General features: G+C 64.6%; 25 protein-coding genes. 15 read left to right on the forward strand and 10 right to left on the reverse strand.

Translation table 11 applies throughout. From position 1 onward, the window contains the following. Positions 1 to 37 precede the first annotated feature (37 nt). Both I3J27_RS15595 and I3J27_RS15600 read right to left on the reverse strand, forming a co-directional pair. Positions 38 to 718: a site-2 protease family protein gene (locus tag I3J27_RS15595; RefSeq protein WP_270172805.1), complete on the reverse strand. Its 681-nt coding sequence runs from the start codon at positions 716 to 718 to the stop codon at positions 38 to 40. 68 nt (positions 719 to 786) lie between these two features. Next, positions 787 to 1,653: a LysR family transcriptional regulator gene (locus I3J27_RS15600; RefSeq protein WP_270170799.1), complete on the reverse strand. Its 867-nt coding sequence runs from the start codon at positions 1,651 to 1,653 to the stop codon at positions 787 to 789. An 86-nt stretch (positions 1,654 to 1,739) separates the two neighbouring features. Between I3J27_RS15600 and I3J27_RS15605 the strand changes: the two genes are divergently transcribed. Then, positions 1,740 to 2,639: a DMT family transporter gene (locus I3J27_RS15605; RefSeq protein ID WP_270170801.1), complete on the forward strand. Its 900-nt coding sequence runs from the start codon at positions 1,740 to 1,742 to the stop codon at positions 2,637 to 2,639. A 2-nt stretch (positions 2,640 to 2,641) separates the two neighbouring features. Here I3J27_RS15605 and I3J27_RS15610 read toward each other — a convergent pair whose 3' ends face one another. The 6 genes from I3J27_RS15610 to gntR all read right to left on the reverse strand — a co-directional run bounded on the left by I3J27_RS15610 (position 2,642) and on the right by gntR (position 9,013). After that, positions 2,642 to 3,034: a GFA family protein gene (locus I3J27_RS15610; RefSeq protein WP_270170803.1), complete on the reverse strand. Its 393-nt coding sequence runs from the start codon at positions 3,032 to 3,034 to the stop codon at positions 2,642 to 2,644. Next, positions 3,031 to 4,164: a serine hydrolase domain-containing protein gene (locus I3J27_RS15615; protein WP_270170817.1), complete on the reverse strand. Its 1,134-nt coding sequence runs from the start codon at positions 4,162 to 4,164 to the stop codon at positions 3,031 to 3,033. Before I3J27_RS15615 ends, I3J27_RS15610 begins: the two co-directional genes overlap by 4 nt. Before the next feature lie 63 nt (positions 4,165 to 4,227). Further along, a complete protein-coding gene (locus I3J27_RS15620) occupies positions 4,228 to 4,974 on the reverse strand; it encodes an SDR family NAD(P)-dependent oxidoreductase (protein WP_270170819.1) in 747 nt (248 codons plus the stop codon). A 120-nt stretch (positions 4,975 to 5,094) separates the two neighbouring features. Then, positions 5,095 to 5,826 (reverse strand): SDR family oxidoreductase, encoded by a 732-nt coding sequence (locus I3J27_RS15625; protein WP_270170822.1) that lies wholly within the window; start codon positions 5,824 to 5,826, stop codon positions 5,095 to 5,097. Positions 5,827 to 5,960: 134 nt separating this feature from the next. Beyond that, on the reverse strand, positions 5,961 to 7,790 hold the full coding sequence (locus tag I3J27_RS15630; RefSeq protein WP_270170824.1) for an IlvD/Edd family dehydratase: 1,830 nt from the start codon (positions 7,788 to 7,790) through the stop codon (positions 5,961 to 5,963). Between the two features lie 122 nt (positions 7,791 to 7,912). Continuing rightward, on the reverse strand, positions 7,913 to 9,013 hold the full coding sequence (gntR, locus tag I3J27_RS15635) for an HTH-type transcriptional regulator GntR (protein ID WP_270170826.1): 1,101 nt from the start codon (positions 9,011 to 9,013) through the stop codon (positions 7,913 to 7,915). A 201-nt stretch (positions 9,014 to 9,214) separates the two neighbouring features. On the opposite strand from gntR, the gene I3J27_RS15640 reads away from it, so the two are divergent. The 14 genes from I3J27_RS15640 to I3J27_RS15705 all read left to right on the forward strand — a co-directional run bounded on the left by I3J27_RS15640 (position 9,215) and on the right by I3J27_RS15705 (position 22,037). Next, positions 9,215 to 10,276 (forward strand): ABC transporter ATP-binding protein, encoded by a 1,062-nt coding sequence (locus tag I3J27_RS15640; RefSeq protein WP_270170828.1) that lies wholly within the window; start codon positions 9,215 to 9,217, stop codon positions 10,274 to 10,276. 61 nt (positions 10,277 to 10,337) lie between these two features. After that, positions 10,338 to 11,651 carry an ABC transporter substrate-binding protein gene (locus I3J27_RS15645; RefSeq protein ID WP_270170830.1) on the forward strand — a complete coding sequence of 438 codons (1,314 nt, stop codon included), beginning with the start codon at positions 10,338 to 10,340 and terminating at the stop codon, positions 11,649 to 11,651. A 67-nt stretch (positions 11,652 to 11,718) separates the two neighbouring features. Beyond that, on the forward strand, positions 11,719 to 12,666 hold the full coding sequence (locus I3J27_RS15650) for a carbohydrate ABC transporter permease (protein WP_370691957.1): 948 nt from the start codon (positions 11,719 to 11,721) through the stop codon (positions 12,664 to 12,666). 2 nt (positions 12,667 to 12,668) lie between these two features. After that, complete coding sequence (locus I3J27_RS15655) at positions 12,669 to 13,544, forward strand: carbohydrate ABC transporter permease (protein ID WP_270170832.1); 876 nt, start codon at positions 12,669 to 12,671, stop codon at positions 13,542 to 13,544. Positions 13,545 to 13,617: 73 nt separating this feature from the next. Beyond that, entirely contained in the window at positions 13,618 to 14,604 is a 987-nt protein-coding gene (gene denD, locus I3J27_RS15660; protein WP_270170834.1) for a D-erythronate dehydrogenase, read from the forward strand. Positions 14,605 to 14,633: 29 nt separating this feature from the next. Next, positions 14,634 to 15,614 (forward strand): sugar kinase, encoded by a 981-nt coding sequence (locus I3J27_RS15665; RefSeq protein WP_270170839.1) that lies wholly within the window; start codon positions 14,634 to 14,636, stop codon positions 15,612 to 15,614. 27 nt (positions 15,615 to 15,641) lie between these two features. Further along, positions 15,642 to 16,292, forward strand: coding sequence for a bifunctional 4-hydroxy-2-oxoglutarate aldolase/2-dehydro-3-deoxy-phosphogluconate aldolase (gene eda, locus I3J27_RS15670; RefSeq protein ID WP_270170841.1), 651 nt, complete (start codon positions 15,642 to 15,644; stop codon positions 16,290 to 16,292). Positions 16,293 to 16,351: 59 nt separating this feature from the next. Next, a complete protein-coding gene (locus I3J27_RS15675; protein ID WP_270170870.1) occupies positions 16,352 to 17,521 on the forward strand; it encodes an acetyl-CoA acetyltransferase in 1,170 nt (389 codons plus the stop codon). A gap of 120 nt (positions 17,522 to 17,641) precedes the next feature. Next, a complete protein-coding gene (locus I3J27_RS15680) occupies positions 17,642 to 17,848 on the forward strand; it encodes a hypothetical protein (protein WP_270170872.1) in 207 nt (68 codons plus the stop codon). A gap of 121 nt (positions 17,849 to 17,969) precedes the next feature. Beyond that, a complete protein-coding gene (locus I3J27_RS15685) occupies positions 17,970 to 19,193 on the forward strand; it encodes a CaiB/BaiF CoA transferase family protein (RefSeq protein WP_270170874.1) in 1,224 nt (407 codons plus the stop codon). Continuing rightward, positions 19,190 to 20,326 (forward strand): thiolase family protein, encoded by a 1,137-nt coding sequence (locus I3J27_RS15690; protein WP_270170876.1) that lies wholly within the window; start codon positions 19,190 to 19,192, stop codon positions 20,324 to 20,326. Before I3J27_RS15685 ends, I3J27_RS15690 begins: the two co-directional genes overlap by 4 nt. Further along, on the forward strand, positions 20,323 to 20,682 hold the full coding sequence (locus tag I3J27_RS15695; RefSeq protein WP_270170913.1) for a Zn-ribbon domain-containing OB-fold protein: 360 nt from the start codon (positions 20,323 to 20,325) through the stop codon (positions 20,680 to 20,682). The genes I3J27_RS15690 and I3J27_RS15695 overlap by 4 nt, the downstream gene beginning before the upstream one ends. A 498-nt stretch (positions 20,683 to 21,180) precedes the next feature. Continuing rightward, positions 21,181 to 21,708 carry a carboxymuconolactone decarboxylase family protein gene (locus I3J27_RS15700; protein ID WP_270170916.1) on the forward strand — a complete coding sequence of 176 codons (528 nt, stop codon included), beginning with the start codon at positions 21,181 to 21,183 and terminating at the stop codon, positions 21,706 to 21,708. Positions 21,709 to 21,734: 26 nt separating this feature from the next. After that, a complete protein-coding gene (locus tag I3J27_RS15705) occupies positions 21,735 to 22,037 on the forward strand; it encodes a nucleoside triphosphate pyrophosphohydrolase family protein (protein ID WP_270170918.1) in 303 nt (100 codons plus the stop codon). A gap of 169 nt (positions 22,038 to 22,206) precedes the next feature. Here the strand turns inward: I3J27_RS15705 and glsA are convergent, their stop codons facing one another. Together glsA and I3J27_RS15715 are read right to left on the reverse strand one after the other, a co-directional pair. Continuing rightward, positions 22,207 to 24,054 (reverse strand): glutaminase A, encoded by a 1,848-nt coding sequence (gene glsA / locus I3J27_RS15710; RefSeq protein WP_270170920.1) that lies wholly within the window; start codon positions 24,052 to 24,054, stop codon positions 22,207 to 22,209. A 21-nt stretch (positions 24,055 to 24,075) separates the two neighbouring features. Continuing rightward, positions 24,076 to 26,148, reverse strand: coding sequence for a TRAP transporter permease (locus I3J27_RS15715; RefSeq protein ID WP_270170922.1), 2,073 nt, complete (start codon positions 26,146 to 26,148; stop codon positions 24,076 to 24,078). Positions 26,149 to 26,253 lie beyond the last annotated feature (105 nt).

Here is a 26,253-nt window from a genome sequence, read left to right on the forward strand (position 1 = left end):
CTGGCCCTTCGGCTTGTATTCGGGTGTCGGTGTTCAACTACGCATTGCCGGTCAGAAAGAGAACAGCCTGTTTCACATAACCGGTCACCGTTCGCAGTATTGCTGAAATAACATCAAGATTTAGACCGAACTGCGAGCCCAGAAGAGGTAGCAGGATCAGGAGTCCGATCAGGATCAGCATCCCATACGGCTCGAGCCGCGCCAGTGGCAGGGCGAGCGGTCGCGGCAACAGCCCGACGGCGACCCGGCCGCCATCGAGCGGCGGAATCGGCATCATGTTGAATACCGCCAGCACTACGTTGATCTGGATCGCATTCCAGATGTTGTCGGAGATCCATAGCGCCGAGCCGGCGGGCGCCCAGGGCAGGGCGTGCAGGCCGAGAGCCGCCGCGAGCGCCAGCAGGATGTTGGTGGCGGGCCCGGCCAATGCCACCCAGACCATGTCGAGCCTGGGGTTGTTCAGCTTGCGGAAGTTCACCGGCACCGGCTTGGCGTAGCCGAACAGGAACGGCGAATGCGCGAACAGCAGCATCGCCGGCAGGATCACCGTGCCGAACGGATCGATATGCCGGAACGGGTTGAAACTGACGCGGCCGAGCTGCGCAGCCGTGTTGTCGCCGAGACGGTCCGCGACAAAGGCGTGTGCGGCCTCGTGGAAGGTGATGGCGAGCACCAGCGGCAGCACCCACACGGAGAGGTCATAGAGGGAAATGTTCACGGCTCGTCTGCCCCGGTTCGCTCGCGGCTTTGCAGCCAACCCGGCCGATCCGGTGATGGGGCAACGCGTCAGGTCAGGATATGGGACACCGGTTCCGAAATCCCAAGCTGTAAATGATCCGCCAGCAGCGCCGCCGGCTGCGACAGGTTGCGCGCGCGGTGGAGGCGGATGTCTGCGGCCGGCAGCGCCGGCAGGCCGTTCGACAGGACGCGCAGGCGGGCGGGCAGGGTGCCGGCTTTGACCACGGTGATCGCGAGGCCCTGCGCCGCGACGGCTTCGACCGCTGCGAGCGTCCGGCTGACAAAGGCGAGCCGCCAGGGCCGGCCGGCGGCATCGAGCGCCTCGGCGGCCCATTGCCGGAACAGGCAGTCCGCCGGGTAGAGCGCGACCGACAGCGTGTCCTGGGCTTCGGCCGAATACGACGCGGCCGCGGCCCAGACCGCCTGCTCGCGGCGCAGCAACTCGCCATTGCCACGTCCTTCCGGATGCATGGCGATGACGAGATCGTAGGCCTCCCCGAGCCGCGCCGGCATCGTCGCAGTCAATCCGGTCTCGATCTCGACCCGGATCTCCGGATGGCTTTTGGCAAAGTGTGCCAGCAATGGCGGAATGACGATCGTGCCGTAATCGTCCATCACGCCGAGGCGGACCACGGCGTCGCGCTTGCACGTGCGGAGCGCATCGACCGCCTCTGCATTGAGGTCGAGAAGCCGCCTCGCATAGACGAGGAGTTCATCGCCCGCGGCAGTCAGCGCGACGCCGGCCCTGGTGCGCTGAAACAGCTTTGTGCCGAGCCGCTCCTCCAGACGCCTGATCTGGACGCTGACGGCCGATTGGGTTCGGTTGAGCGTCGCGGCCGCACGCGTGAACGAGTGCTGCTCGGCAACGGCGAGAAAGGCCTTCAGCAGATCGGGATCGAGAGCGGATGTGGTCATGACGAAAACTTATCCCAGCATGATGGAAATTCCATTCCCTGTTTCGGTGCGCCTCATATGCTGCCTCGGCATTGACAGGAGGACGTGTGGGCGAGATTTCTGGTGTTCTGGCTGCCGTGCTGTCGAGCGGCCTCGGCGGCACATCGATCGGCGCCACGCGCTATCTGGTCAGCGCGATCGATCCGTTGGCGATCGGCTCGTTCCGGTTCGGTATCGGCTTTCTGCTGCTGCTGCCGCTGACGTTGTTGCGCGGCGACCGTTGGCCGGGGCGAGGGGACTGGGGCGCTGCGATCGGGCTCGGCATCCTGTTCTTCGCCCTGTTTCCGATCCTGTTCAACGCATCGCTGATCTTCACCACCGCCGCGCGCGGCGCGCTCGCACTGTCGACGCTGCCTCTGTTGTCGCTGGTGATCGGGGCTGCGCTCGGCGCCGAAGCGCTGACCTGGCGCAAATCGGTCGGCGTCGTGATAGCGACGTCCGGCGTGGCCGTCGTGCTTCTCTCCGACCTGACATCGGCGCCATCTGGCGCCTGGCGCGGCGATCTCCTGATGATGGCGGCGGCGCTGTGCATGGCGCTGTACGGCATCTGGTCAAAGCCGCTGATCCGGCGCTCCAGCCCGATCGCCTTCACCACGATGAGCATGGCGGCGGGCGCGGCCTGCTTGATCCTGCTCTCCTATATCCGAGGCAGCTTTGCGCCCGTCGCCGGCTTCGGCGCGCCGCAATGGGGGGCCGCTTTCTATCTCGGCGCTTTCGGTGCGGCGGTGACCTTCTATCTCTGGGCGCTCGCGCTGGAGCGGACGACGCCGACGCGCGTCGCCATCTCGGTGACGGTCAATCCGATCACGGCCTCGCTGGTCGGGGCCTGGCTGCTGAATGAGCCGCTGCGCTGGAATCTGGCGGCCGGAATCGTCGCGGTGTTTGCCGGGATCCGGATCGCCACGACCACGGGCGGGCGTGCCGCGACTGCCTCACAGCAGGCCTGACATCACGACGGAATGGTCCCCTGATATTGCGTCAGGCCGTCGTCGAGCTTCAGCCAGGCGAGCTTTTCCGAGACCCAGATGTGCTCGGTCGGGGCAAAGGCGTTGCGGTCGTCGAAGGTGGTGAGCGAGACGCCCGCGAGCGTGCCGTTGCGCCGCCACGCAAACAGGCGCGTGCCGCAGCGCTTGCAGAACACGCGGTCGATGTTCTCCGACGACGCATAACGCTCGGTGTCGCCCTCGACGGTCAGTGCGCGCTGGTCGAACTGCGCCCGGGCGAAGTAGGGCGATCCCATCGCCTTCTGGCAGATACGGCAATGGCAGATGCGGACGTTGAGCGGCTCGCCCTCCGCCTTGAACCGCACCGCGCCGCACAGGCATCCACCTTCCCGGATCATGCCACCCGCCATTCGCCGACCTGGCGCGCCATGTTCCAGTTGAGATTGTCGAGATCGCCATCCATGTCGGAATTCCTGCGTCTGGTGTTGGTGAAAGCGGCCCAACAGAAGCCGCCATGGGTGCGCACGGCAATCGTGCTCGTGCCCGGCAGGCTGCCATTATGCCACCAATTGTCAGATTTGTTCACGGCGAAGCCTTTGGCATAGTTCGGGCTGTAGGCGGGGGCTGTGGTCATGACCTCGATGGTGCGCGGCCGAAGGATGTTCGCCGGTCTCGTGTAGCCGTCGACGTGCATCAGGAACTGGACGAGATCCGCCGGCGTCGCGATCCAGCCGCCATGGGAATCCATCCGCCCGACGTTCATGCTGTAGGGATTTTCGCCCCGGCCGTAATAGGCGACTTCGCCCGCCTGGCGCTGCTCGCGGGTGTTGCCGGCGATCGTCATGTCGGTGACGCCGCAGCGCGCCAGCACTTCATTGCGGACATGCTCGGCATAGGGCTGGCCGGTGAGCTTCTCGATCACGCGGCCCAGCACGCAATAGCCGAAATTGGAATAGGCGTTGTGCTGGCCCGGCGCCCGGTCCAGCGGCCGGTTGGCAAGCGTCCAGGCGACCAGCCCCGCATGATCCATCCGCGGATGGGTGAACATCGGATCGCGGTTGTCGTTGCTCCAGCCGCCGGCGGTGTGGGTCAGGAGATGCTCGATCGTGATCTGGTCGATGCCGGCAGAATAGGGTGGCTGGCCATAGTCGGTGCCGAGCAGCGCGCCCGGGCCGAACACGCGATCCGTCAGCTTGAGGCGGTTCTCCTCGATCAGGCGGAAGATCGTGACCGAGGTGATCATCTTGCTGACGCTGGCGATCCGGAACAGATGCCGCGGCGTCACGGCCTCGTTGCGCTCGATATCGGCCAGACCGAAGGCGTCCTCATGAACGATCGTGCCGGCATAGCCGATCGCAACGGACAGTGCCGGTACGCCGTACTTGTCCATGAAGCTGTGCGCGAGCCGCGCCATGGCGCCGCGCTCGGCCGGCGAGGGCGGGGGGATGCTCGGCGGGTTGGGCGCGAGTTGCGCGAGCGCACCACGGGAAAGCAGCGGCAGCAGGCCTGCGCCGGCTGTGAGCTTCACGAAATCCCGACGCCCAAAATCGCGCCCAAGCCGCATGGTTCGCCCCCTCGGGCGGCCAGTATCTCAGTAGGTTGCCCGTCCGCCGGAAATATCAAACACCGCGCCGGTGGAGAAGGCACAATCTTCCGATGCGAGCCAGCTCACCATCGCAGCGAGCTCTTCCACCAGCACGAAGCGCGCCTTGGGGATTTTCGACAGCATGAAGTCGATATGCTGCTGCGTCATCTGGTCGAAGATCGCGGTCTTTGCCGCGGCCGGCGTCACCGCATTGACGAGGATGTCGTGCGCGGCGAGCTCCTTGCCGAGCGATTTGGTCAGCGCGATCAGGCCGGCCTTGGACGCCGAATAGTGCGAGGCGTTCGGATTGCCTTCCTTGCCGGCGATCGAGGCGATGTTCACGATCCGCCCGTACTTCTGCTTGAGCATGACCGGCACGATCGCCTTGCAGACGATGAAGGGACCGTCGAGGTTGATGCGCAGGACCTTGCGCCATTCCTCGAGGTCGGTCTCCCAGACCGGCTTGTTGATGCCGGCGATGCCGGCATTGTTGACGAGGATGTCGATCTTGCCGAAGGCTTTGAGCGTCGCATCGCGCGCCTGCTCGACGGCCGCGGTGTCGGTGACGTCGACCTTGAAGACGCGGACGCCGTCACCGATCTCTTTTGCGGTTTTCTCGGCGAGGGCCGCGTCAAAATCCCAGATCGCGACCGTGGCGCCGGAGGCGACGAAACGCTCCGTGATGGCGCGGCCAAAGCCCTGCGCACCGCCGGTGACGATTGCGACGCGGCCGTTGAGGTCGATCTTGTTCATCGAGAAATCCTCTCTATCCCTCACGGTGAGGAGCGCGCACTTGGCGCGCGTCTCGAACCATAGAGCCCGTGGCCCATCCCTCGAGACGGCGCTGGCGCGCCTCCTCGGGATGAGGTCTGATCACAGCATGTAGCCGCCGTCGACGACGAGGTCGACGCCGGTGGTGAAGGCGCTCTCGTCACTGCCGAGATAGACCGCCATGGACGCGATCTCGTCGGCGGTGCCGAGCCGGCCCATCTTCTGGCGGGAGACGAACATCTCCTTGCCCTGCGGCCCTTGGGCAGCGGCGCGGTCGAGCATCGAGGGGGTCTCGACGGTGCCGGGGCAGATCGAGTTGCAGCGGATGCCCTTGGTGATGAAGTCGAGCGCGACCGCGCGCGTCAGCAGCGACACCGCGGCCTTCGATGAGCTGTAGACGTAACGATTGGCCGGCGGCCGCAGCGCGGCGCAGGACGAGATGTTGACGATGCTGCCGCCGCCACCCGCCAGCATGTCGGGCAGGAACGCCCTGATGGTCCGATGCATCGACTTGACGTTGAGGTCGAACGAGAAATCGAAATCTTCTTCCGAGCACTCCAGGATGGTGCCGTGGTGCACGAAGCCGGCCGCGTTGAGCAGGATATCGATCTTGCCGACGCGTTTTGCAAACGCGTTGACGTCGGCGGTGTTGCGGACGTCGAGCTTGGCGACCTCGGCGATGCCTTCCTTGGTCAAGCCAGCGATGCCGGACTCGTTGATGTCTGTGGCAATGACGGTTGCGCCTTCACGCGCGAACGCGATGGCGCACGCGCGTCCGATGCCTGCGGCTGCAGCCGTGATGACGGCGCGCTTACCCTTGAGGCGGTCTGCCATGTTGTTTTTCTCCTTGGCTCGAATTTGTCTATCGGCTCGTCATTGCGAGGAGCACTTGCGACGAAGCAATCCAGACTGTCTCCTTGGAGATATCCCTGGATTGCTTCGCTTCGCTCGCAATGACGACTTGGCTGTTAGTGGTTGTCTCTGGCCACACCAAACGTGCCGGCGACGTTCTGGTAGCGCGTGGCGAGCTCCATGCAGGCGCCGGTCGATTGCTGACCGACCGTATTGCGATAGATCTCCTGCCACGGCGTCTGGTTCGCCGGATGCTTGAAGCCGCCATCGGCCATCAGCGCGGCGTGGCGCTTCTTCACCTCGTCGTCCGAGATCAGGATGTTGGCGGTGCCCTTGTTGAGGTCGATGCGCACCTTGTCGCCCGTCGTCAGGATCGCGAGGCCGCCATTGGCGGCGGCTTCCGGCGAAGCGTTCAGGATCGAGGGCGAGCCCGAGGTGCCGGACTGGCGGCCGTCGCCGATGCAGGGCAGGGCGAGGATGCCGCGCTTGATCAGCGCCGCCGGCGGCTGCATGTTCACGACCTCGGCGCCACCGGGGTAGCCGATCGGGCCAGTGCCGCGGATGAACAGCACGCAACGCTCGTCGATGTCGAGCGAGGCATCGTCGATGCGCGCGTGATAATCCTCGGGACCCTCGAACACGACGGCGCGGCCCTCGAACGCGTTGAGGTCCTTCGGGTTGCTGAGATAGCGGTCGCGGAATTCCTTGGAGATCACGCTGGTCTTCATGATCGCGGAATCGAACAGATTGCCCTTCAGCACCAGGAATCCGGCGTCCTTCACCAGCGGCTTGTCGTAAGCCCAGATCACGTCATTGTCGGGCTTGGGCGCATCCTTGCAGTTCTCGCCGATGCCGCGGCCGTTGACCGTGACGGCATCCTCGTGGATGCGCTTGTGCTTCATCAATTCGCGCACCACGGCCGGCACGCCGCCGGCGCGGTGGAATTCCTCGCCGAGATAGAAGCCGGCCGGCTGCATGTTGACCAACAGCGGCACGTCGTGGCCGAATTTCTGCCAGTCGTCGATGGAGAGCTCGACGCCGATGTGGCGGGCCAGCGCGTTGATGTGGATCGGCGCGTTGGTCGAGCCACCGATCGCCGAGTTGATGACGATGCAGTTCTCGAACGCCTTGCGGGTCAGGATGTCCGAGGGTTTCAGGTCTTCCCACACCATCTCGACGGCGCGCTTGCCGGTCTCGTAGGCGATCTGGCCGCGCTCGCGATAAGGCGCGGGGATCGCGGCGCAGCCCGGCAGCGAGAAGCCGAGCGCTTCGGCAAGCCCGTTCATGGTCGAGGCGGTGCCCATCGTGTTGCAATGGCCGACCGAGGGCGCCGAGGACGCCACGATCTCCATGAACTCCTCATAGTCGATCTCGCCGGCGGCGAGCCGCTCGCGCGACTTCCAGACGATGGTGCCGGAGCCGGTGCGCTCGCCGGCATGCCAGCCGTTGAGCATCGGGCCGCCCGACAGCACGATCGCGGGCAGGTTGACCGTTGCCGCCGCCATCATGCAGGCCGGGGTGGTCTTGTCGCAGCCGGTGGTCAGCACCACGCCGTCGAGCGGATAGCCGTAGAGGATCTCGACGAGGCCGAGATAAGCGAGGTTGCGGTCGAGCGCCGCGGTCGGGCGCTTGCCGGTCTCCTGGATCGGGTGGGTCGGGAATTCCATCGCGATGCCGCCGGCCTCGCGGATGCCTTCGCGGACGCGGTGGGCCAGCTCGATATGGTGGCGGTTGCACGGGGAGAGGTCGTTGCCGGTCTGGGCGATGCCGATGATCGGCTTGCCGGACTGGAGCTCGGCGCGGGTGAGGCCGTAATTCAGATAGCGCTCCATGTAGAGCGCAGTCATGCCCGGATTATGCGGGTTGTTGAACCATTCCTGCGAGCGGAGATGGCGGCGAGCGCCGTTGCTGGCGGGCGCGTGCCCATTGGTCGGCTTTTTTGTCATTGGTTTCTCCTGCAATGCAAACGCACTGGTGTCCGTTTCATGGTGTCGGCTTGTGCGATGCCCAACGGCGCGAGCGATGATCTGCCTGCCCGCTGGCGGGTCGTTTCCTCACAAGTGCGATACTAGTCATGGCTACTTGGTAACGCTACCATTTTGTTCGGCGCGCCCGCACCCGTTACGGCCGGCCTGTCGTCCGAGCGCCGCGACGACGAGCTTTGCCGCTCGATCACCTTGAAGCCGAGATCGAGCACCGGCTGCTCGGGACGCCGTCCGTCGATCGCTTCGATCAGCATGGTGGCGGCCGTGTTGCCCATCTCGTAGCGATTGGTGCGCACGCTGGTGAGAGTGGGGACGGCTGAGGCCATGAATTCGAGGTCGTTGAAGCCGACGATCGCGATCTGCTCGGGCACGGCGATCTCGCGGCGCCGGCATTCGAACAGCACGCCGAGCGCGAGGTCGTCATTGGCGCAGAACACCGCATCGAGGCCGGGCTCCCGCGCCAGCAAATCGGTGAACAGCGCGCCGCCGAGCGTCACCGAGGTCGGTGTCGCGGTCGTGACGACGAGGCGTTGCTCGAACAACCCGGCATCCTTCATGGCCGAGACATATCCGTCCAGCCGCCGCTGCACCCGCGGATCCATGCGCGCGCCGACGAAGCCGATCTTGCGATGGCCTTGCGCGAACAGGTGCGAAATCGCCGCGCGGGCTGCATCATAGTGCGAAAAGCCGATCATCATGTCGACCGGGTTGGGTCCGATTTCCATGATCTGCACGATCGGACAGTCGGCCGCCTCCAGCATCGCGCGCGATTCCGTGGTCTGGTCGATGCCGGTGACGATCAGCCCGGCCGGCTTCTGCGCGAGAAACAGCCGCAGCAGCTTCTCTTCCTGGAGAATACTGTAGCGTGTGTTGGACAATTGGATCGAGTAGCGGCTGCCTTCGGAGGCGTCATAGATGCCGCGCAGCACGTCCGAGAACACGTTATTGGTGAGAGAGGGGATCAGCACACCGATCACTTCGGTGCGTTGCGAGGCGAGCGCCCGTGCCGCAAGGTTCGGCACGTAGCCGAGCTCCTTGGCGGCGCTCTCGACCCGCGTCCGCTTGGCGACCGACAGCGCTTCCGGATTACGGAAGAAGCGGGACGCTGTGATCGGGCTGACGCCGGCAAGCTCGGCGACTTCCGCCAGCCGGATTTTGCCTGACTTGGTGCGTTTTCGACCCATTGCTGCTCTTAGCATAGCCACCTCCGCAAACAAAGGATCGTTGACAGCGCTACCAGCACAGACTAACCAAAGACAAATTGCCAAAACCGCACAAACTGCTGACAATGTCGCCCGCTAAGATCGGGCTTCGGTCGGTGAAGTCTGAAAAAACAAGACGGTCGCGGCGCGAGAGGCGTCGTGGACTTTCGAGGAGGGAGCTAGATGTCGTCTGTGCAAATCCGCGACGTGCGGAAATCGTTCGGCAATTTTGAAGTCCTGCACGGCGTTTCGATACCGATCGAGGACGGTCAGTTCGTCGTCCTGGTTGGCCCCTCCGGCTGCGGCAAGTCGACGCTTCTGCGCATGCTCGCCGGTCTTGAGAACATCACCTCCGGCACGATCTCGATCGGCGACCGCGTCGTCAACAATATCCAGCCCAAGGAGCGGGATATTGCGATGGTGTTCCAGAACTACGCGCTCTATCCGCACATGACGGTCGCCGAGAACATGGGCTTCTCGCTGAAGCTGCGGAATGCCAGCTCCGACGAGATCAACAAGCGCGTCAAGCGTGCCGCCGAGATTCTCGCGCTGGCGCCGCTGCTCGAGCGCTATCCGCGCCAGCTCTCCGGCGGCCAGCGCCAGCGCGTCGCCATGGGCCGCGCCATCGTGCGCGATCCGCAGGTCTTCCTGTTCGACGAGCCCTTGTCGAACCTCGATGCCAAGCTGCGCGTCGCCATGCGCACCGAGATCAAGGAGCTGCACCAGCGGCTGAAGACCACCACCGTCTACGTCACCCACGACCAGATCGAAGCCATGACCATGGCCGACAAGATCGTCGTCATGCATGACGGCATCGTCGAGCAGATGGGCACGCCGCTCGAGCTCTACGACAAGCCGGACAACCAGTTCGTCGCCGGCTTCATCGGCTCGCCCGCCATGAACTTCCTGAAGGGTCATGTGCGCGTCAACGGCGTTGCGACCTTCGAAGGTCCGAACGGCGTCAAGCTGCCGCTCAAGAGCGCGCCGGCGGCCTCCGACGGCCGTCCTGCGGTCTACGGCGTGCGGCCCGAGCACTTCACCATCGCCGATGACGGCGCCGAGGCCGAGATCATCGTGGTCGAGCCGACCGGCTCGGAGACGCAGGTGTTCGCCAAGGTCGGCGGCGAGCAGGTCGTCGCGGTGTTCCGCGAGCGCCACCAGTTCAACCCGGGCGACAAGGTGCGGCTGAAGCCCGACCCGTCGCTGGTTCATCTGTTCGACGAGGCGACAGGCAAACGCATGTAGCGGCGCCGAAGAACGGCCCAAGAACGACCCAATACAAATATAAAATTTAAGGGAGAGAACGATGAGCGATTTCGACAGGCGAAGTGTGCTTAAAGCCGGCCTGGGCGGCGCGGCCTTGCTTGCGGGTCCGGGGATCGTCCCGGTCCGCGCGGCGGAGTGGACCAATACGCCGGAGCCGAATGCGTCCATCCGCGTGCTGCGCTGGAAGCAGTTCATCCAGGCCGAGTTCGACAAGTTCGCCGAGCAGACCAAGAAGTTCTCCGAGAAGACCGGCGTCAAGGTCAAGCTCGAGGCCGAGAGCTGGGAAGACATCCGCCCGAAGGCGGCGGTCGCCGCCAATGTCGGCGCCGGTCCCGACCTCATCATTGGCACGCTGGATGATCCGCACAAATTCCCGGAGAAGCTGATCGACGTCACAGACGTCGCCGACTACCTCGGCAAGCAATATGGCGGCTGGTATCCGGTCGCCGAGAAGTACGGCAAGAAGGGCAATGGCTGGATCGCGATCCCGCAGGGCGCGACCGGCGGCTGCCTGAACTACCGCATCAGCCACGTGAAGGCCGCCGGCTTCGATGAATTCCCGAAGGACACCGCCGGCTTCCTCAAGCTCTGCCAGGCGCTGAAGAAGAACAACACGCCGCCCGGCTTCGCGCTCGGCCACGCTACGGGCGATGCCAATGGCTGGTGCCAGTGGGCGCTGTGGGCGTTCGGCGGCAAGGTCGTCAACGAGAAGAACGAGGTCGTGATCGACTCGCCCGAGACGGTTGCCGCGCTCGAATACGTCAAGCAGCTCTACGACACCTTCATCCCCGGCGTGCTGTCGTGGAATGACAGCAACAACAACAAGGCGTTCCTGAACGGCGAGCTCAGCCTGACCTTGAACGGCATCTCGATCTGGACCGTCGGCAAGAACTCCACCGATCCGAAGCAGCAGGAGATCGCCAAGGACATGAACCACGCGCCGATGCCGATCGGGCCCGTGGGCGTGTCGACCGAGCAGCAGAACGTGCTGGTCTATTACGGCTACAAGCACTCGAAGTATCCGAAGGCGGTCAAGGAATACATCAAGTTCATGATGGACAAGGAGAACTACGACGCGTGGGAGGTTTCCTCCAACGGCTACGTGTCGCCGCCGCTCCCGGCCTACAACGACAACCCGGTGTGGACGTCGGATCCGAAGATCACGCCGTATCGCGACTGCCTCAAGCGCTGCCGCGACAACGGCTTTGCCGGCGATCTCGGTTATGCCTCCGCCGCCGTGATGGGCGACTTCGTCGTCGTCGACATGTTCGCGGAAGCTGCCTCCGGCTCGGCGACGCCGAAGCAGGCGGCCGCCCGCGCCGCCGAGCGTGCCAAGCGCTACTACCAGGTCTGATCAACTCCAATCCGCACGGCGTCCGGTTCGCCGGACGCCGTGACTCTTCTTTCGTGGGGAATCCGACATGGCAGTTATGGCTGAGTCCGGTGTCGCGCAGGTCAAGCGCGCCAGCCTGTGGACCAGGGCATTCGAGAGCCGGAATTTTCTCGGCGCGATGTTCATGGTGCCGGCGATCACGATTCTCATCCTGTTTCTGGCCTACCCGCTGGCGCTGGGCTTCTGGCTCGGCATGACCGATACCAAGATCGGCGGGGCCGGGCGCTACATCGGCTTCCAGAACTTCGTCTCGCTGGCCAAGGACTCCGTGTTCTGGCTCTCGGTGTTCAACACCATCTTCTACACGGTCACCGCCAGCATCGTGAAATTCGCCATCGGCCTCTATCTGGCGCTATTGCTCAACGAGCGGCTGCCGATGAAGTCGATGATCCGGGCCATCGTGCTGCTGCCCTTCGTGGTGCCGACCGTGCTCTCCGCGATCGCGTTCTGGTGGATCTATGACAGCCAGTTCTCGATCATCTCCTGGGTGCTGATCAAGGCCGGCCTGATCACGCGCTACATCGACTTCCTCGGCGATCCCTGGAATGCGCGCTGGTCGGTCGTCGCCGCCAACATCTGGCGCGGCGTGCCGTTCGTGGCGATCACGCTGCTGGCGGGCCTTCAGACCATCTCGCCCTCGCTCTACGAGGCCGCCAATCTCGACGGCGCCACCAACATGCAGCGCTTCCGCCACATCACGCTGCCGATGCTGTCGCCGATCATCGCGGTCGTGATGACGTTCTCGGTGCTGATGACGTTCACCGACTTCCAGCTGATCTACACCATCACGCGGGGCGGGCCGATCAATTCCACCCATCTGATGGCGACCCTGTCGTTCCAGCGCGCCATCACCGGCGGCAATCTCGGCGAGGGCGCGGCGATCTCGAACGCGATGATCCCGTTCCTGGTCGCGGCGATCCTGCTCAGCTTCTTCGGGCTTCAGCGCTCTCGCTGGCAACAGGGCGGGAGGGACTGACCATGAGCACCGCAGACGACCAAAGCGTCGGAATGGACTACCTGGAAAGTTTTCCGCGCAAATTCCTGCGCGTCTACCTTCCGCTCGGCCTTATCATCTTCTTCCTGCTGTTCCCGTTCTACTGGATGGCGGTTGCGACGTTCAAGCCGGATGCGGAGATGTACGACTACGAGAAGTACAATCCGTTCTGGATCCTGCATCCGACGCTGGAGCACATCAAGAAGCTGTTCTTCGACACCGACTATCCGCTCTGGATGTGGAACACCGTGATCGTCTCGGTGTCCTCCACCTTCATCTCGCTGTTCGCCAGCGTCTGCGCCGCCTATGCGATCGAACGCCTGCGCTACAAGGGCTCGCGCTATGTGGGCCTTGCGATCTTCCTCGGCTATCTCGTGCCGCCCTCGATCCTGTTCATCCCGCTGGCGGCGATCGTGTTCCAACTCGGTCTGTTCGACGGCAATCTGGCGTTGATCCTGACCTATCCGACCTTCCTGATCCCGTTCTGCACCTGGCTCCTGATGGGCTATTTCCGCACCATCCCCTATGAGCTGGAGGAGTGCGCGCTGATCGACGGGGCGACGCGGCTTCAGATCCTGATCAAGATCACGCTGCCGCTGTCGCTTCCCGGGGTGATCTCGGCGGGCATCTTCGCCTTCACGTTGTCCTGGAACGAGTTCATCTACGCGCTGACCTTCATCTCCTCGTCGGAGAACAAGACCATTCCCGTCGGCGCCATCACCGAACTCGTCAACGGCGACGTCTATCATTGGGGCGCACTGATGGCGGCGGCCCTGACCGGCTCGGTCCCCGTAGTTATCCTTTATTCCTTCTTCGTGGAGTACTATGTGTCGGCAATGACCGGCGCCGTGAAGGAATGATCGCGGGGCCTGCCTGAAAACGCGCCAGTAGACCAAGGGCGGCGCGTTCCGGCCAATAAGAAGGAGTAGGCTCTTGCACATTCTGGTTCTCGGCGCCGCCGGCATGGTCGGCCGCAAATTGTGTGAACGGCTGTTGCGCGACGGCCGGCTCGGCAAGAGCGACATCACCAAGCTGACCATGCATGACGTGGTCGAGCCGAAGAAGCCGGAAAAGGCCGGTTTCGCCGTCGAGACCGTCTCGGGCGATTTCGCCGTCCCGGGCGCGGCCGAGAAGCTGATCGCCGGCCGCCCGGACGTGATCTTCCATCTCGCCGCGATCGTCTCGGGCGAAGCCGAGCTCGATTTCGACAAGGGCTATCGCATCAATCTCGACGGCACGCGGATGTTGCTCGATGCGGTCAGGCTGGTCGGCGGCGGCTACAAGCCGCGCGTGGTGTTCACGTCCTCGATCGCGGTGTTCGGCGCCCCGTTCCCCGATGCGATCGGCGACGAGTTCTTCCACACCCCGCTGCTCAGCTACGGCGCGCAGAAGGCGATCGGCGAATTGCTGCTCGCCGACTATTCGCGCCGCGGCTTCCTCGACGGCATCGGCATCCGCCTGCCGACCATCTGCATCCGGCCCGGCCTGCCCAACAAGGCGGCATCGGGCTTCTTCTCCAACATCCTGCGTGAGCCGCTGGCCGGCAAGGAAGCGGTCCTCCCGGTCTCCGAGGACGTCCGCCACTGGCACGCTACGCCGCGCTCCGCGGTCGGCTTCCTGCTGCACGCCGGCACCATGGACCTCGCCAAGGTCGGCCCGCGCCGCAATTTGACCATGCCTGGCTTCTCGGCCACGGTCGGTGAGCAGATCGCAGCACTCAGGCGAGTGGCCGGCGACAAGGTCGCCGCGCGCATCAAGCACGAGCCGGATCCCTTCATCGTCGGCATCGTCGGCGGCTGGCCGCGCAATTTCGAGGCGAAGCGGGCCCGCGAGCTCGGCTTCACCACCGAAGAAAAGTCCTTCGACGACATCATCCGCATTCACATCGAAGACGAGCTCGGCGGCAATTTCGTCGCCTGACGTTACAGATGAACAGAGTGGATATGACGATGGCGAGCGTGGCTTGCATCGGCGAATGCATGGTTGAGCTCCGGCAGGCCCAGGGGGGACATTCCTCCGGGCAATCTGCCGGGCAGGGCGGTGGGCTGTACTCGCGCGGCTTTGGTGGCGACACCCTCAACACGGCGGTGTATCTGGCGCGGCTCGAGGTCAAGGTCGACTATCTCACTGCGCTCGGCGATGACGCCCTGAGCGATGAGATGATCGCGGCCTGGAATGCGGAGAGCGTCGGGACAAGGCGGGTCGTGCGGCTGCCGGGCAAGCTGCCCGGCCTCTACATGATCCAGACGGACGCGAAGGGCGAGCGCCAGTTCTTCCACTGGCGCGACAGTGCGGCAGCCCGCCAGCTGATGAGCCTGCCGGAGACGGACGAGCTGCTCAACTCGCTGATGAGCTACGACATCGTCTATCTCTCCGCGATCACGCTCTCGATCTACGACGCGCCGGGACGCGAGCGCCTGTTCGCGGCGATCAAGCGGGCGCGCCTGCTCGGCACCCGCTTCGTGTTCGACACCAATTTTCGCGCCCGGGGCTGGCCCGATCGCGACGTGGCGCGCGAGGTGTTTGCCACGGCCTTTGACGCCGCCGACATCGTGCTGACCTCGACCGAGGATCTGCTCGCGCTCCATCCCGGCGAGAGCCAAGATCAGTTGATGGCGCGCATCCCCACGCCGGAACTGGTGTTCCGGCTGGCCGAGCCCGTCAGCCTGCTGCGCTTCCCCGGCGGGACCAGCGAGGTCCGCGCCGAACCAATGACAAAACCCGTCGTTGATACCACGGCGGCCGGCGACAGCTTTGCCGCGGCCTATATCGCGGCCCGGCTCGGCGGCGCGGATCCGGTGGAGGCGGCCCAGGCCGGGCATCGCCTCGCCAGCCTCGTGATCTGCTATCCCGGCGCCATCATTCCGGGCTATGCCATGCCCCCGAAGAAACGGCACCGGCCGGCGACCTCTCGCCAAGCCACCAAGTAAGATCGAGACCCAAGGTTAGATCAACAGATGACCACGACTGCCCAACAGAACCACCTCGCTGCGCTGCTCAAAGCCGCGACCGTCATTCCCGTTCTGACCATCGAGCGTATCCATGATGCCGTGCCGCTGGCGCGTGCGCTGGTGGCCGGTGGCGTCCGCACGCTGGAGGTGACGATGCGCACCCCCGTGGCGATCGAGGCGGCGAGGGCGATGATGGCCGAGGTCCCAGAGGCGGTCGTCGGCATCGGCACCATTCTCAATCCGGCCGACTTCACCCGTGTCGAGAAGCTCGGCGTCGCATTCGGCATCAGCCCGGGCCTGACCCCCGATCTCCTCAAGGTCGCCGCTCACAGCTCCCTGCCGTTCGCGCCGGGCATCGCGACCGCCTCCGAACTGATGATGGCGCTGTCCTATGGCCTCGACGTCGCAAAATTCTTCCCGGCCGAGCAGGCCGGCGGCATCAAGGGCCTGCGCGCCCTCGCTGGGCCGTTCCCGAATGTGCGGTTCTGCCCGACCGGCGGGGTCGGTGAGGCCAATGCGGCGACCTGGCTCGCCGAGCCCAACGTCGTCGCGGTCGGCGGTTCCTGGCTCTGCCCGACGGCGGAGATCAAGGCGGGGAACTGGGCCGGCATAACTGCCATCTGCCAGCGCACCCTCCAGGCCCTTAAACCGGCGTGAAGTCTTGCCATCCCTGCGCTAAGACTTAGCTCAGGAAGAGACCCCAGGGAGAAGAGACCATGACCGCCAGCATCGTCGGATGGGCGCATACGCCGTTCGGCAAGTTCGACACCGAAACCGTCGAAAGCCTCGTCACCCGCGTGACCAACGAGGCGCTGGCGGATGCCGGTATTTCGGCCGGTGACGTCGACGAGATCGTGCTCGGCCATTTCAACGCCGGCTTCTCGCCGCAGGATTTTACCGCCTCGCTGGTGCTGCAGGCCGACCCGAAGCTGCGCTTCAAGCCGGCGACCCGGGTCGAGAACGCCTGCGCCACGGGCTCGGCCGCCGTGCATCAGGGCCTGCGCGCGATCGCCGCAGGCGCGGCGAAGATCGTGCTGGTCGTCGGCGTCGAGCAGATGACGCGCACGCCAGGCCCGGAGATCGGCAAGTACCTGCTCAAGGCGTCCTACCTGCCCGAGGACGGCGACACCGTCGGCGGCTTTGCCGGCGTGTTCGGCAAGATCGCCAGCTCCTACTTCCAGAAATACGGCGACCAGTCCGATGCGCTGGCGCTCATCGCGGCCAAGAACCACAAGAACGGCGTCGCCAATCCCTTCGCCCAGATGCGCAAGGATTTTGGCTTCGACTTCTGCCGCGCCGAGAGCGAGAAGAACCCTTACGTTGCCGGCCCTCTGAAGCGGACCGACTGCTCGCTGGTCTCCGACGGCGCCGCCGCCCTCGTGCTGGCCGATGCCGAGACGGCCAAGACCATGAACAAGTCGATCGGCTTCCGCGCCACGGCGCACGCCCAGGACTTCCTGCCGATGTCCAAGCGCGACATCCTCCAGTTCGAGGGCTGCACGGTCGCCTGGCAGCGCGCGCTGGAGAAGGCGGGCGTTGCGCTCACCGATCTCTCCTTCGTCGAGACCCATGACTGCTTCACCGTTGCCGAGCTGATCGAATACGAAGCGATGGGCCTGACGCCGAAGGGGCAGGGCGCCCGCGCCATCAAGGAGGGCTGGACGCTCAAGGACGGTAAGCTGCCGGTCAATCCGTCAGGCGGCCTCAAGGCCAAGGGCCATCCGATCGGCGCCACCGGCGTCTCCATGCACGTCATGACCGCGATGCAGCTTGCAGGGCAGGCGCCCGAGGGCATGCAGCTCAAGAACGCCAAGCTCGGCGGCATCTTCAACATGGGCGGCGCGGCGGTGGCCAACTACGTTTCGGTACTCGAGCCGCTGAAGTAGTCTTGTAGGGTGGGCAAGGCGCGCAAGCGCCGTGCCCACCTTTTCCTTGCGTTAGATCATGGTGGGCCCGCTTCGCTTGGCTCACCCTACGGCTCCTGATTGATTGGCGAGACGTGCATCATGAGCAATGACTACGAAGACTCACTCTCTCTCGACGCACTCAACGATCGCATCGCGATCCTCGAGGACAATATCCGCCAGCTCATCGAGCAGGCCGCGGCAGCCTCGGGTGAGCAGAACGAGTCGCGGATCGCCGACCGCATCAACCAGCAGAACGACGAACTCGACCGTCTGATCAAGATCCGCGAATCCCGCCAGAAGAAATAGCGGACGCACCGCCGCGCATGCGGCCATACCCCGGCCGCCCTTGCGCGCGCAGCGGCGCTGCCTTTAGCTGGACTGAAATCGCGGGGCCGCTTCGAGACCCCGCGCAATCGGGAGCGAACGGATGGGGCCGCTGAAGGGCATCAAGGTCGTCGATATGACCACCGTGCTGATGGGTCCCTACGCGACCCAGATGCTCGGCGACTACGGTGCCGATGTCATCAAGGTGGAATCGCTCGACGGCGACGTCACCCGGCTGATTGGTCCGATGCGGCACGCCGGCATGGGCCCGGTGTTCCTCAACACCAACCGCAGCAAGCGCTCGATCTGCCTCGACCTGAAGAAGCCCGCGGGACGCGAGGCCGTGCTGCGGCTGCTGAAGGATGCCGATGTGCTCGTCTACAACGTCCGCCCGCAGGCGATGGCGCGGCTTCAACTCGGCTACGATGTCGTCTCCACGATCAATCCGCGCCTGGTCTATGCCGGCGTGTTCGGCTTCGGCCAGGACGGCCCCTATGCGGCCAAGCCCGCTTACGACGATCTGATCCAGGGCGCCACGGCGCTCCCTGCATTGATGGCGCAGACCGGCGACGGCGTGCCGCGCTATGTGCCGAATGCGCTGGTCGACCGCATCGTCGGTCTTACCGCCGTCGGCGCGATCTGTGCCAGCCTCGTGCACCGCGACCGCACCGGCCGCGGCCAGCGCGTCGACATCCCGATGTTCGAGACCATGGCCGGCTTCGTCATGGGCGATCACATGGGCGGGCTCACCTACGAGCCGCCGCTCGACAAGGGTGGCTATGCCCGCCATCTCTCGCGCGACCGCAGGCCCTACAAGACCGCGGACGGCTATCTCAGCGTCATCGTCTACAACGACAAGCAGTGGGAGAACTTCTTCAAGGCAACCAGCCGCGACGATCTGCGCACTGACCCCAAATTCGCAACCTTTGCGGGGCGCGCCGCCAACATCGACGTCGTCTATGCCGAGCTCGCACGCATCTTCGAGACGCGCACCACGGCAGAATGGATCGCGCTTCTGACCAAGGCCGACGTGCCCGTGATGCCGATGCACGACCTCGCGTCGATCCTGCACGACGAGCATCTGGAGGCGACGAATTTCTTTCCGGTCGTGAACCACCCGACCGAAGGCCAGATCCGCAGCATGAAGGTGACGGCGACCTGGTCGGAGACCGAGGCCGAGCCTGCCAGGCTGGCGCCCCGGCTCAACGAGCACGGCGCGGAGATCCTGCGCGAGATCGGCTACTCCCAGGACGAGATCGACGCCATGGTCCGCGACGGCGTCACACGGTCGGCGCCTCGGAATGACGATGCCGAGGTGCGCCCATGAGCTTCATCACCGGCGTCGGCCTCACATCTTTCGGCAAGCACGAAGGCTCGTCCTCGCTCGACCTGATGAGCGAGGCCGCGCAAGCCGCGCTCGACGATGCCGGGCTGAAGCGCGCCGAGATCGACGGTATCCTCTGCGGCTACTCCACCGTCTCGCCGCACATCATGCTGGCGACCGTGTTCGCCGAGCATTTCGGCATCCGTCCGTCCTACGCGCATGCCGTGCAGGTCGGCGGCGCCACGGGGCTCGCCATGACGATGCTCGCCCATCACCTCGTCGAGGCAGGCGTCTGTCGCAACGTGCTGGTCGTCGCCGGCGAGAACCGCCTGACCGGGCAGAGCCGCGATGCCTCGATCCAGGCGCTGGCCCAGGTTGGCCATCCCGATTACGAGGTGCCGCTAGGGCCGACCATTCCCGCCTATTACGGCCTCGTCGCTAACAGATACATGCACGAATATGGCGTGACCGAAGAAGATCTCGCCGAATTCGCGGTGCTGATGCGTGCTCACGCCTGTACCCATCCCGGCGCGCAATTTCACGAATCCATCACGGTTGCCGACGTCATGGCCTCGAAGCCGGTGGCGATGCCGCTCAAGCTGCTCGACTGCTGCCCGGTGTCCGACGGCGGCGCGGCCTTCGTCATCAGCCGTGAGCGGACGGGAGAACGAGGCGTGCGCATCCGCGGTTGCGCGCAGGCCCACACCCACCAGCACGTCACGGCCGCGCCGGCACTGAGCGAGCTCGGCGCCGAAATCTCCGTCGCGCGCGCGAAGGAGGCCACGGGTCTTGCGATCTCCGACGTACGCTACGCCGCGATCTACGACAGTTTTACCATCACGCTCGCGATGCTGCTGGAAGACCTCGGTCTTGCCGGCCGCGGCGAGGCGGCCGCCCGCGTGCGCGCGGGCCATTTCGGCCGTGACGGCGCGATGCCGCTCAACACCCATGGCGGCCTGCTCAGCTACGGCCATTGCGGCGTCGGCGGCGCCATGGCGCATCTGGTCGAGGCGCATTTGCAGATGACGGGGCGGGCAGCCGGCCGCCAGGTGCACGATGCGTCTATCGCGCTCTTGCACGGCGACGGCGGCGTGCTGTCGTCCCATGTCAGCATGTTTCTGGAGCAGGTGCGATGAGCGAGCGAATCGTGGACTGGACCAGGGGCGAGCAGGCCATCACCTTTCAGACCTGCAGCTCATGCGGCCATCTGCAGTATGTCCACCGCGCCTTCTGCGCTGCGTGTGGAACCGCCGACCCGCGCGAGGCGCGCGCCAGCGGCAATGGCAGGGTGTACGCGACCTCTTTGGTCTGCCGCGCCGCCACGCCCGAGACGCGCGCACACGTGCCCTATAACATCCTGCTGGTCGATTGCGCCGAGGGTTTTCGCATGATGGCGCATGGCGATAACGAGATTGCCATCGGCGATGCCGTCACCGCGAGCTTCAGGCCGTTTGCCGGCAAGCTCGTGCCGTACTTCACGAAGGTATCGTGACGGCGCTCAGAGGGATTCGTCATTCGGGGGCGGTCCAAAGGACCGAGCCTGGAACGGGTATTCTGGGCCTGGCCTGTGCGACAGCCACCCCGGAATGACGAAAACTCTCACACAACTCTTACCTAACGCCCGTAGAACAAGATGCTGGCGATGACGAGCATCGCCATCACCGCCAGCATATGCGCAAGCGCTTCCGAGGCCGCCCCCTTGGTGGCTTCCTTCATGCCTTTTCTCCCTAGACTTGGGCGTGACTCATCGTTGTGCGGCTAGCGCACCCAATGGCCAATTATTTTACTCGGAACACCCCATTTGCGAGTACGCGCCGCGATGTGTCCCCACGCGGCGAATATCGACTGTACCAAGGTCGATCAGCAATGCGGCGGCATTTTGACTCGATGATGTTGCTCCTGCGGTCGCGCAAGAATAGAGTTTCGTGGAACTTATCCGGCTCACGACAAAAAGCATCAAAGGCCCAAGACAAAAAACTCAAGGAAAATCATGGCCCGTATCGACTACAGCGACCCGTTTAAGGCATCCGACCGCACCCGCGAAATTCTCGACAAGAACCGCAACGCCAACATCTTCCGGATGATGGCGCACTCGCCGAGCTATTTCGAGCAGTACTGCCGTCTCGGCGGCGCCATCCGCCACAAGGGCGAGCTCGATCCAATCGTGCGCGAGCTCGCGATCACGCGCACCGGCATTTTGTGCGAGGCGCCGTACGAGATCGTCGCGCACAAGCGCATCGGCAAGAATGTCGGGGTCACCGATGAGCAGAACGAGGCGCTCGAGAACTGGCAGGCGGCCAAGTGCTTTGACGAGACGCAGCGCGCCGCGCTCGCCTTCACCGACGAGATCGTGAAATTGAACAAGCCGACGGATGCGACCTTCAAGGCGATCGCGGCGAAGCTGACCCCGGCCGCGCTGGTCGAGCTCCAGCTCTCGGTCGGTTTCTACATCATGACGTCAAAATTCCTTGAGACGTTCGAGATCGATCTCCAGCCCGTCACCGAAGTGGTGGGCTGATCAGGCGCAAGCTGCGAGGGATGGTCATGACGATCGATGAATATGCGGCTTGGGCGGCAAGCGTTGCGAAAGTCGATGAACATCCCTCGAACGAGCGGCTCTCTTATCTCGGGCTCGGCCTCGCCGGCGAATCCGGTGAGGTTGCCGAGCACATCAAGAAGCTGTTGCGCGACGACTGGCTCGACAAGGCGGGTCTCGTCGAAGAGCTCGGCGATGTCATCTATTACTGGGCCTGCCTGTGCGCCGCGACCGGCCAGCAGCCGTCCGGATTGCTCGAGGCCAGCGCCGCCAAGATCAAGCGGCGGATCAGCGAGGCGGCAAGCCGCTGAGCTATGATGCCGAGAAGGCCTCTGTCCACCTCTCCCCGTCGGGGAGAGGTCGGATTGCGCAGCAATCCGGGTGAGGGGGCTACTCAGAATATAGACTGTAACCCCTCACCCGGATCGCATCTTCGATGCGACCCGACCTCTCCCTACGGGAGAGGTGAGCGGGCGCGGCTCACGTCGAGGTCAGGATATCCACCTTGGCGTTGGCGACGATCAGGCGATCGGCGAGCAACTGGGCGAGATTGCGCATGATGCGCTCGCTGGCGCGCGGGTGCTGCTTGCGGAAACGTTCGAAATCTTTCAGGGGGACTTCGAACGCCGTCGCCGCCATGTCGGCAAACACATCGGCCGAGCGCGTCGCCTCCAGCAGCGCCATCTCGCCGAAGGCCATGCCGGCGGTGAGCGTCGCCAGCCTGACGCCGTCCGGCAACGTCACATGGACCGCGCCGCTGCGCAGGAAGAACAGGGAATCGGCAGGATCGCCTGTCGTGATGATCTTCGTGCCGGACCGATAGGTCCTGATCGTGCAGATCGAGGCGAGGTCGGTCAGCTCTTCCTCGGTCATGCCTGATAGCAGCGGCTGCTCGGCAAGCTCGGTGGTCTCGTGAAAATCGATCGAGCCGCCATAGCGGTAGACGATCTGGTCTTCGGCCCATTCGATCGCGGTGTCGAGCAGGTAGAAGTCGCGGACGTTTTTCAGCTCCGCGGTCCATTCCCGCAACGTGTTCCACTCTTTGGACGCCCGCCTGACGCCCGACAGCACCACGGTGACGTTCAGCGCCGCCAGCTCCTCGAACGCTTCGGCGACGAGTCGCGCGCCGGCGCGGGTGGTGGAGGTGACGCGGTGCAGATCGAAGATCACGAATTGCGGTCGCGGCCGTCCCGCCAGCCGCCGTGAAACATAGTCGACCGCCGACAGCGACAGCGTACCGACCAGCTCGATGACACGCACCTCCTGCTCATGCGCCGCCAGGATCTCGCGCTCCTGCTGCCGGCGGACACGTCGCGACGGGCTCTTGCCGATGTCGTAGTCGGCGATGACGGCGTTGCGGGCGTCGTCGCTGCGGTTGAGCATGTGCAAATCGTAATGCGAGGACAGGGCTTCGCAGACCTTGATGCCGCGCACGCTGTTGCCGTGCTTGTCGAGCTTGGGCGAATAGCTGCCGAGGCCGAGGCGGGCAGGGAGCGCTGCCAAAATGCCGCCGCCGACGCCGCTCTTGGCGGGGATGCCGATCCGGTAGATCCATTCGCCGGCATAGTCGTACATGCCTGACGAGGTCATCACCGAGAGCGTGCGCGAGATCGCGTAAGGCGTCAGCACCTGTTCGCCCGTCACCGGATTGATGCCGCGGTTGGCGAGCGTCGCCGCCATCACCGCGATGTCGCGCGCGGTGACCAGCACCGCGCACTGCCGGAAATAGACGTCGAGGACGCCGGCGACATTGTCCGAGATCACCGCGTTGGTCTTGAGCAGATAACCGATGGCGCGGTTGCGGTCGCCGGTCTGGCTTTCGGAGGCGTAGACAGCCTCGTCCACGGCGAGGTCGCGTCCCGCAAAGCGGCCGAGCGCAAGCCGGATCTGCTCGAAGGCATCCGAGCCCTTGCTGTCGTAGATCAGCCCGGTGCAGGCGATCGCGCCGGCATTGACCATCGGGTTGAACGGATGGTTCTCGGAATTGAGCCGGATCGAGTTGAAGGGATCGCCCGAGGGTTCGACGCCGATCGCGCTCTCGACCTTGCCTGCACCGAGCAGGTCCAGCGCCAGCGCGAACACGAACGGCTTCGACATCGACTGGATGGTGAAGGGCACCCTGGAGTCGCCGACCTCGTAGACATGGCCGTCCAGTGTCGCGAGGCTGATGCCGAAATAGGCAGGGTCGGCTTTGCTCAGCTCGGGAATGTAGTCGGCGACCGCGCCTGAGGTCTCGGCGGAGAATTCGTTGAGGCAATTGTCCAGAAACCGCAGCAAAGGCGGTTTCGAGCGGGTCCAGGCGGAGGCGAGAGGCGAGAGCGGTTTCATCGCCTCACTTGTGCAACGCAATCAGGGTGCGCGCAACCCGTCCGGGACCACGGTCTGTCGTCGGACCAGCAGCAGGGCCAGCAAGACTGTCGGCACGAGAATGGCAAGGCCAAGCAGCGTCACCTGCATCTGCGACAGCGGCATGATCCCGCCGCCGGGCGTGGCCACCACGAAGCCGCCGATCACCAGCAGCACGCGGATCGGCCATTCCAGGCTGCCGGCGCCGCGCAGATCGCCGACGAAGGGCTGGTAGCCCTGGATGCCGCCGCAGATGAACAGCGTGCCGAACGCGGCGAGCGCCATCAGGCCGAGGCCGGCCAGATACGGGCTCGGCCCCTGCAGCACCAGCGCCGGATTGAGCACGAAGAAGAACGGGATGAAATAGATGATGCTACCGACCCACATCGATTCCCAGCCGGTCTTCATCGCCGGCGAGCCGGCAATGCCCGCGGCTGCGAAGGAGGCGATCGCGACCGGCGGGGTGATCGACGACAGCATGCCCCAGTAGAAGATGAACATGTGCACGGCCATCTTGTTCAGCCCGAGCTTCTCCAGCGCGGGCGCGACCAGGATGGCGAGGAAGATGTAGCATGCCGTCGTCGTCAGCCCGAGGCCGAGGATCAGGCTGGTGAGGGCGCACATGCCGAGCAGCAGGAGCGCGTTGTCGCCGGCGAGCGTCAAGAGATCGTTGGCAAGGCTCGACACCACGCCGGTCATGGAGAACGCGCCGATCAGGAGGCCGCAGCCAGCGAGGATGCCGACCAGCTCGACGAAGGTGCGGCCGTTGACCTCGAGGAATTTGCCGATGGTGCCGAGCGTCCAGCGCGTGTCCTTGGAAAAGAGCTGGTTGAGCACCAGCAGCAGCGCGGTGGCATAGAACGGCGCATGGCTCTCGCGCTTGAAGTAGAGCAGCATCACGATCAGCAATGCGATGACGAAGACGTAATACCAGCCGTCCTTGATCGTATCCATCACCCGCGGCAGCTCGGCGCGCGGAATGCCCTTGAGCCCGTGACGGGCGGCATAGGAATCGACCTGCATGAACAGGCCGATGTAATAGAGCGCGGCGGGAATGATCGCCGCGAGCGCGACATCGGCGTAGCTGACATTAAGGAATTGCGCGATCACGAAGGCGGTCGCACCCATCACCGGCGGCGCCAGCACCGCGCCGGTGGAGGCGCAAGCCTCGATCGCGCCCGCATACGATGCGCGAAAGCCGCTCTTCTTCATGACGGGGATGGTCATGGTGCCGGCGGTGAGCACGTTGGAAATGATCGAGCCCGACATCATGCCGAGTAGGCCGCTGGCGAAGATGCAGACTTTTGCGGCGCCGCCGCGGAAGGTGCCGCACAGTGCGAAGGCGAGGTTGATGAAGAACTTTCCGGCACCCGTCATCATCAGCGCAGTGCCGAACACGAGGAAGCCGATCACGGTGTCGGCAAAGGCCTGGATGGGAATGCCGAGCAGGCTCTCGCCCGACAGCACGTGATAGGCGGTCGCCTGCTCCAGCGTCGACTGCGTGCCGCGGAACGGCCCGAGCCAGCCGGACTCGGCGAACAGCGGATAGACTGTGAAGGGAAGCACGCTGAGCAGCAGGCTCCAGCCGCCGGTGCGGCGCAGCGCCTCCATCAGCATCACCCACATCACGAGGCCCGCGGCGATCACGCTGTTGGGCGCGCCGCCGAATTCCCAGCCGGCCTCCGCCGCCTTGCGCACGTTCGACATCAACAGCAGCGCCGCCGCGAAGGTCACGACGAAGAAGACGAGGTCGTACCAGGGAATGCGGTCGAGCGGCGCGCGCTCGGTGCCCGGGAAGATCAGGAAGGTGAAGGGCAGCATCAAGGCGATGAGGAGGTAAAAATACTCCGTATTGAGCTGGGTGTAGCCGACGAAGAAACGCAGCGAGAATTGCTGGTTGATGCAGAGCAGGATGGTCGCCGCGGTCGCGACCACGAGCGTCCAGCGCCAGGCGCCGCGCAGCGTGCGGACGCGCGTGACTTCCGCTTCCTGCATGTTGGCGGCGGCGCCGTGCGGATCGTCGAACACGATCCGCTTGGGCTGGTCTTGAGGGTCGGAAATTGAAGCAGACGACATGGTCGACCCCGCGCGTAGGCTATGAAACGCTAACGAATACGAATGGCTGTTGTTTGAATCGATCGGGCCGCGGGCTCGCTTAACCTCTCCCGCTTGCGGGAGAGG

This window comes from Bradyrhizobium xenonodulans (assembly GCF_027594865.1).
GTDB lineage: Bacteria > Pseudomonadota > Alphaproteobacteria > Rhizobiales > Xanthobacteraceae > Bradyrhizobium > Bradyrhizobium xenonodulans.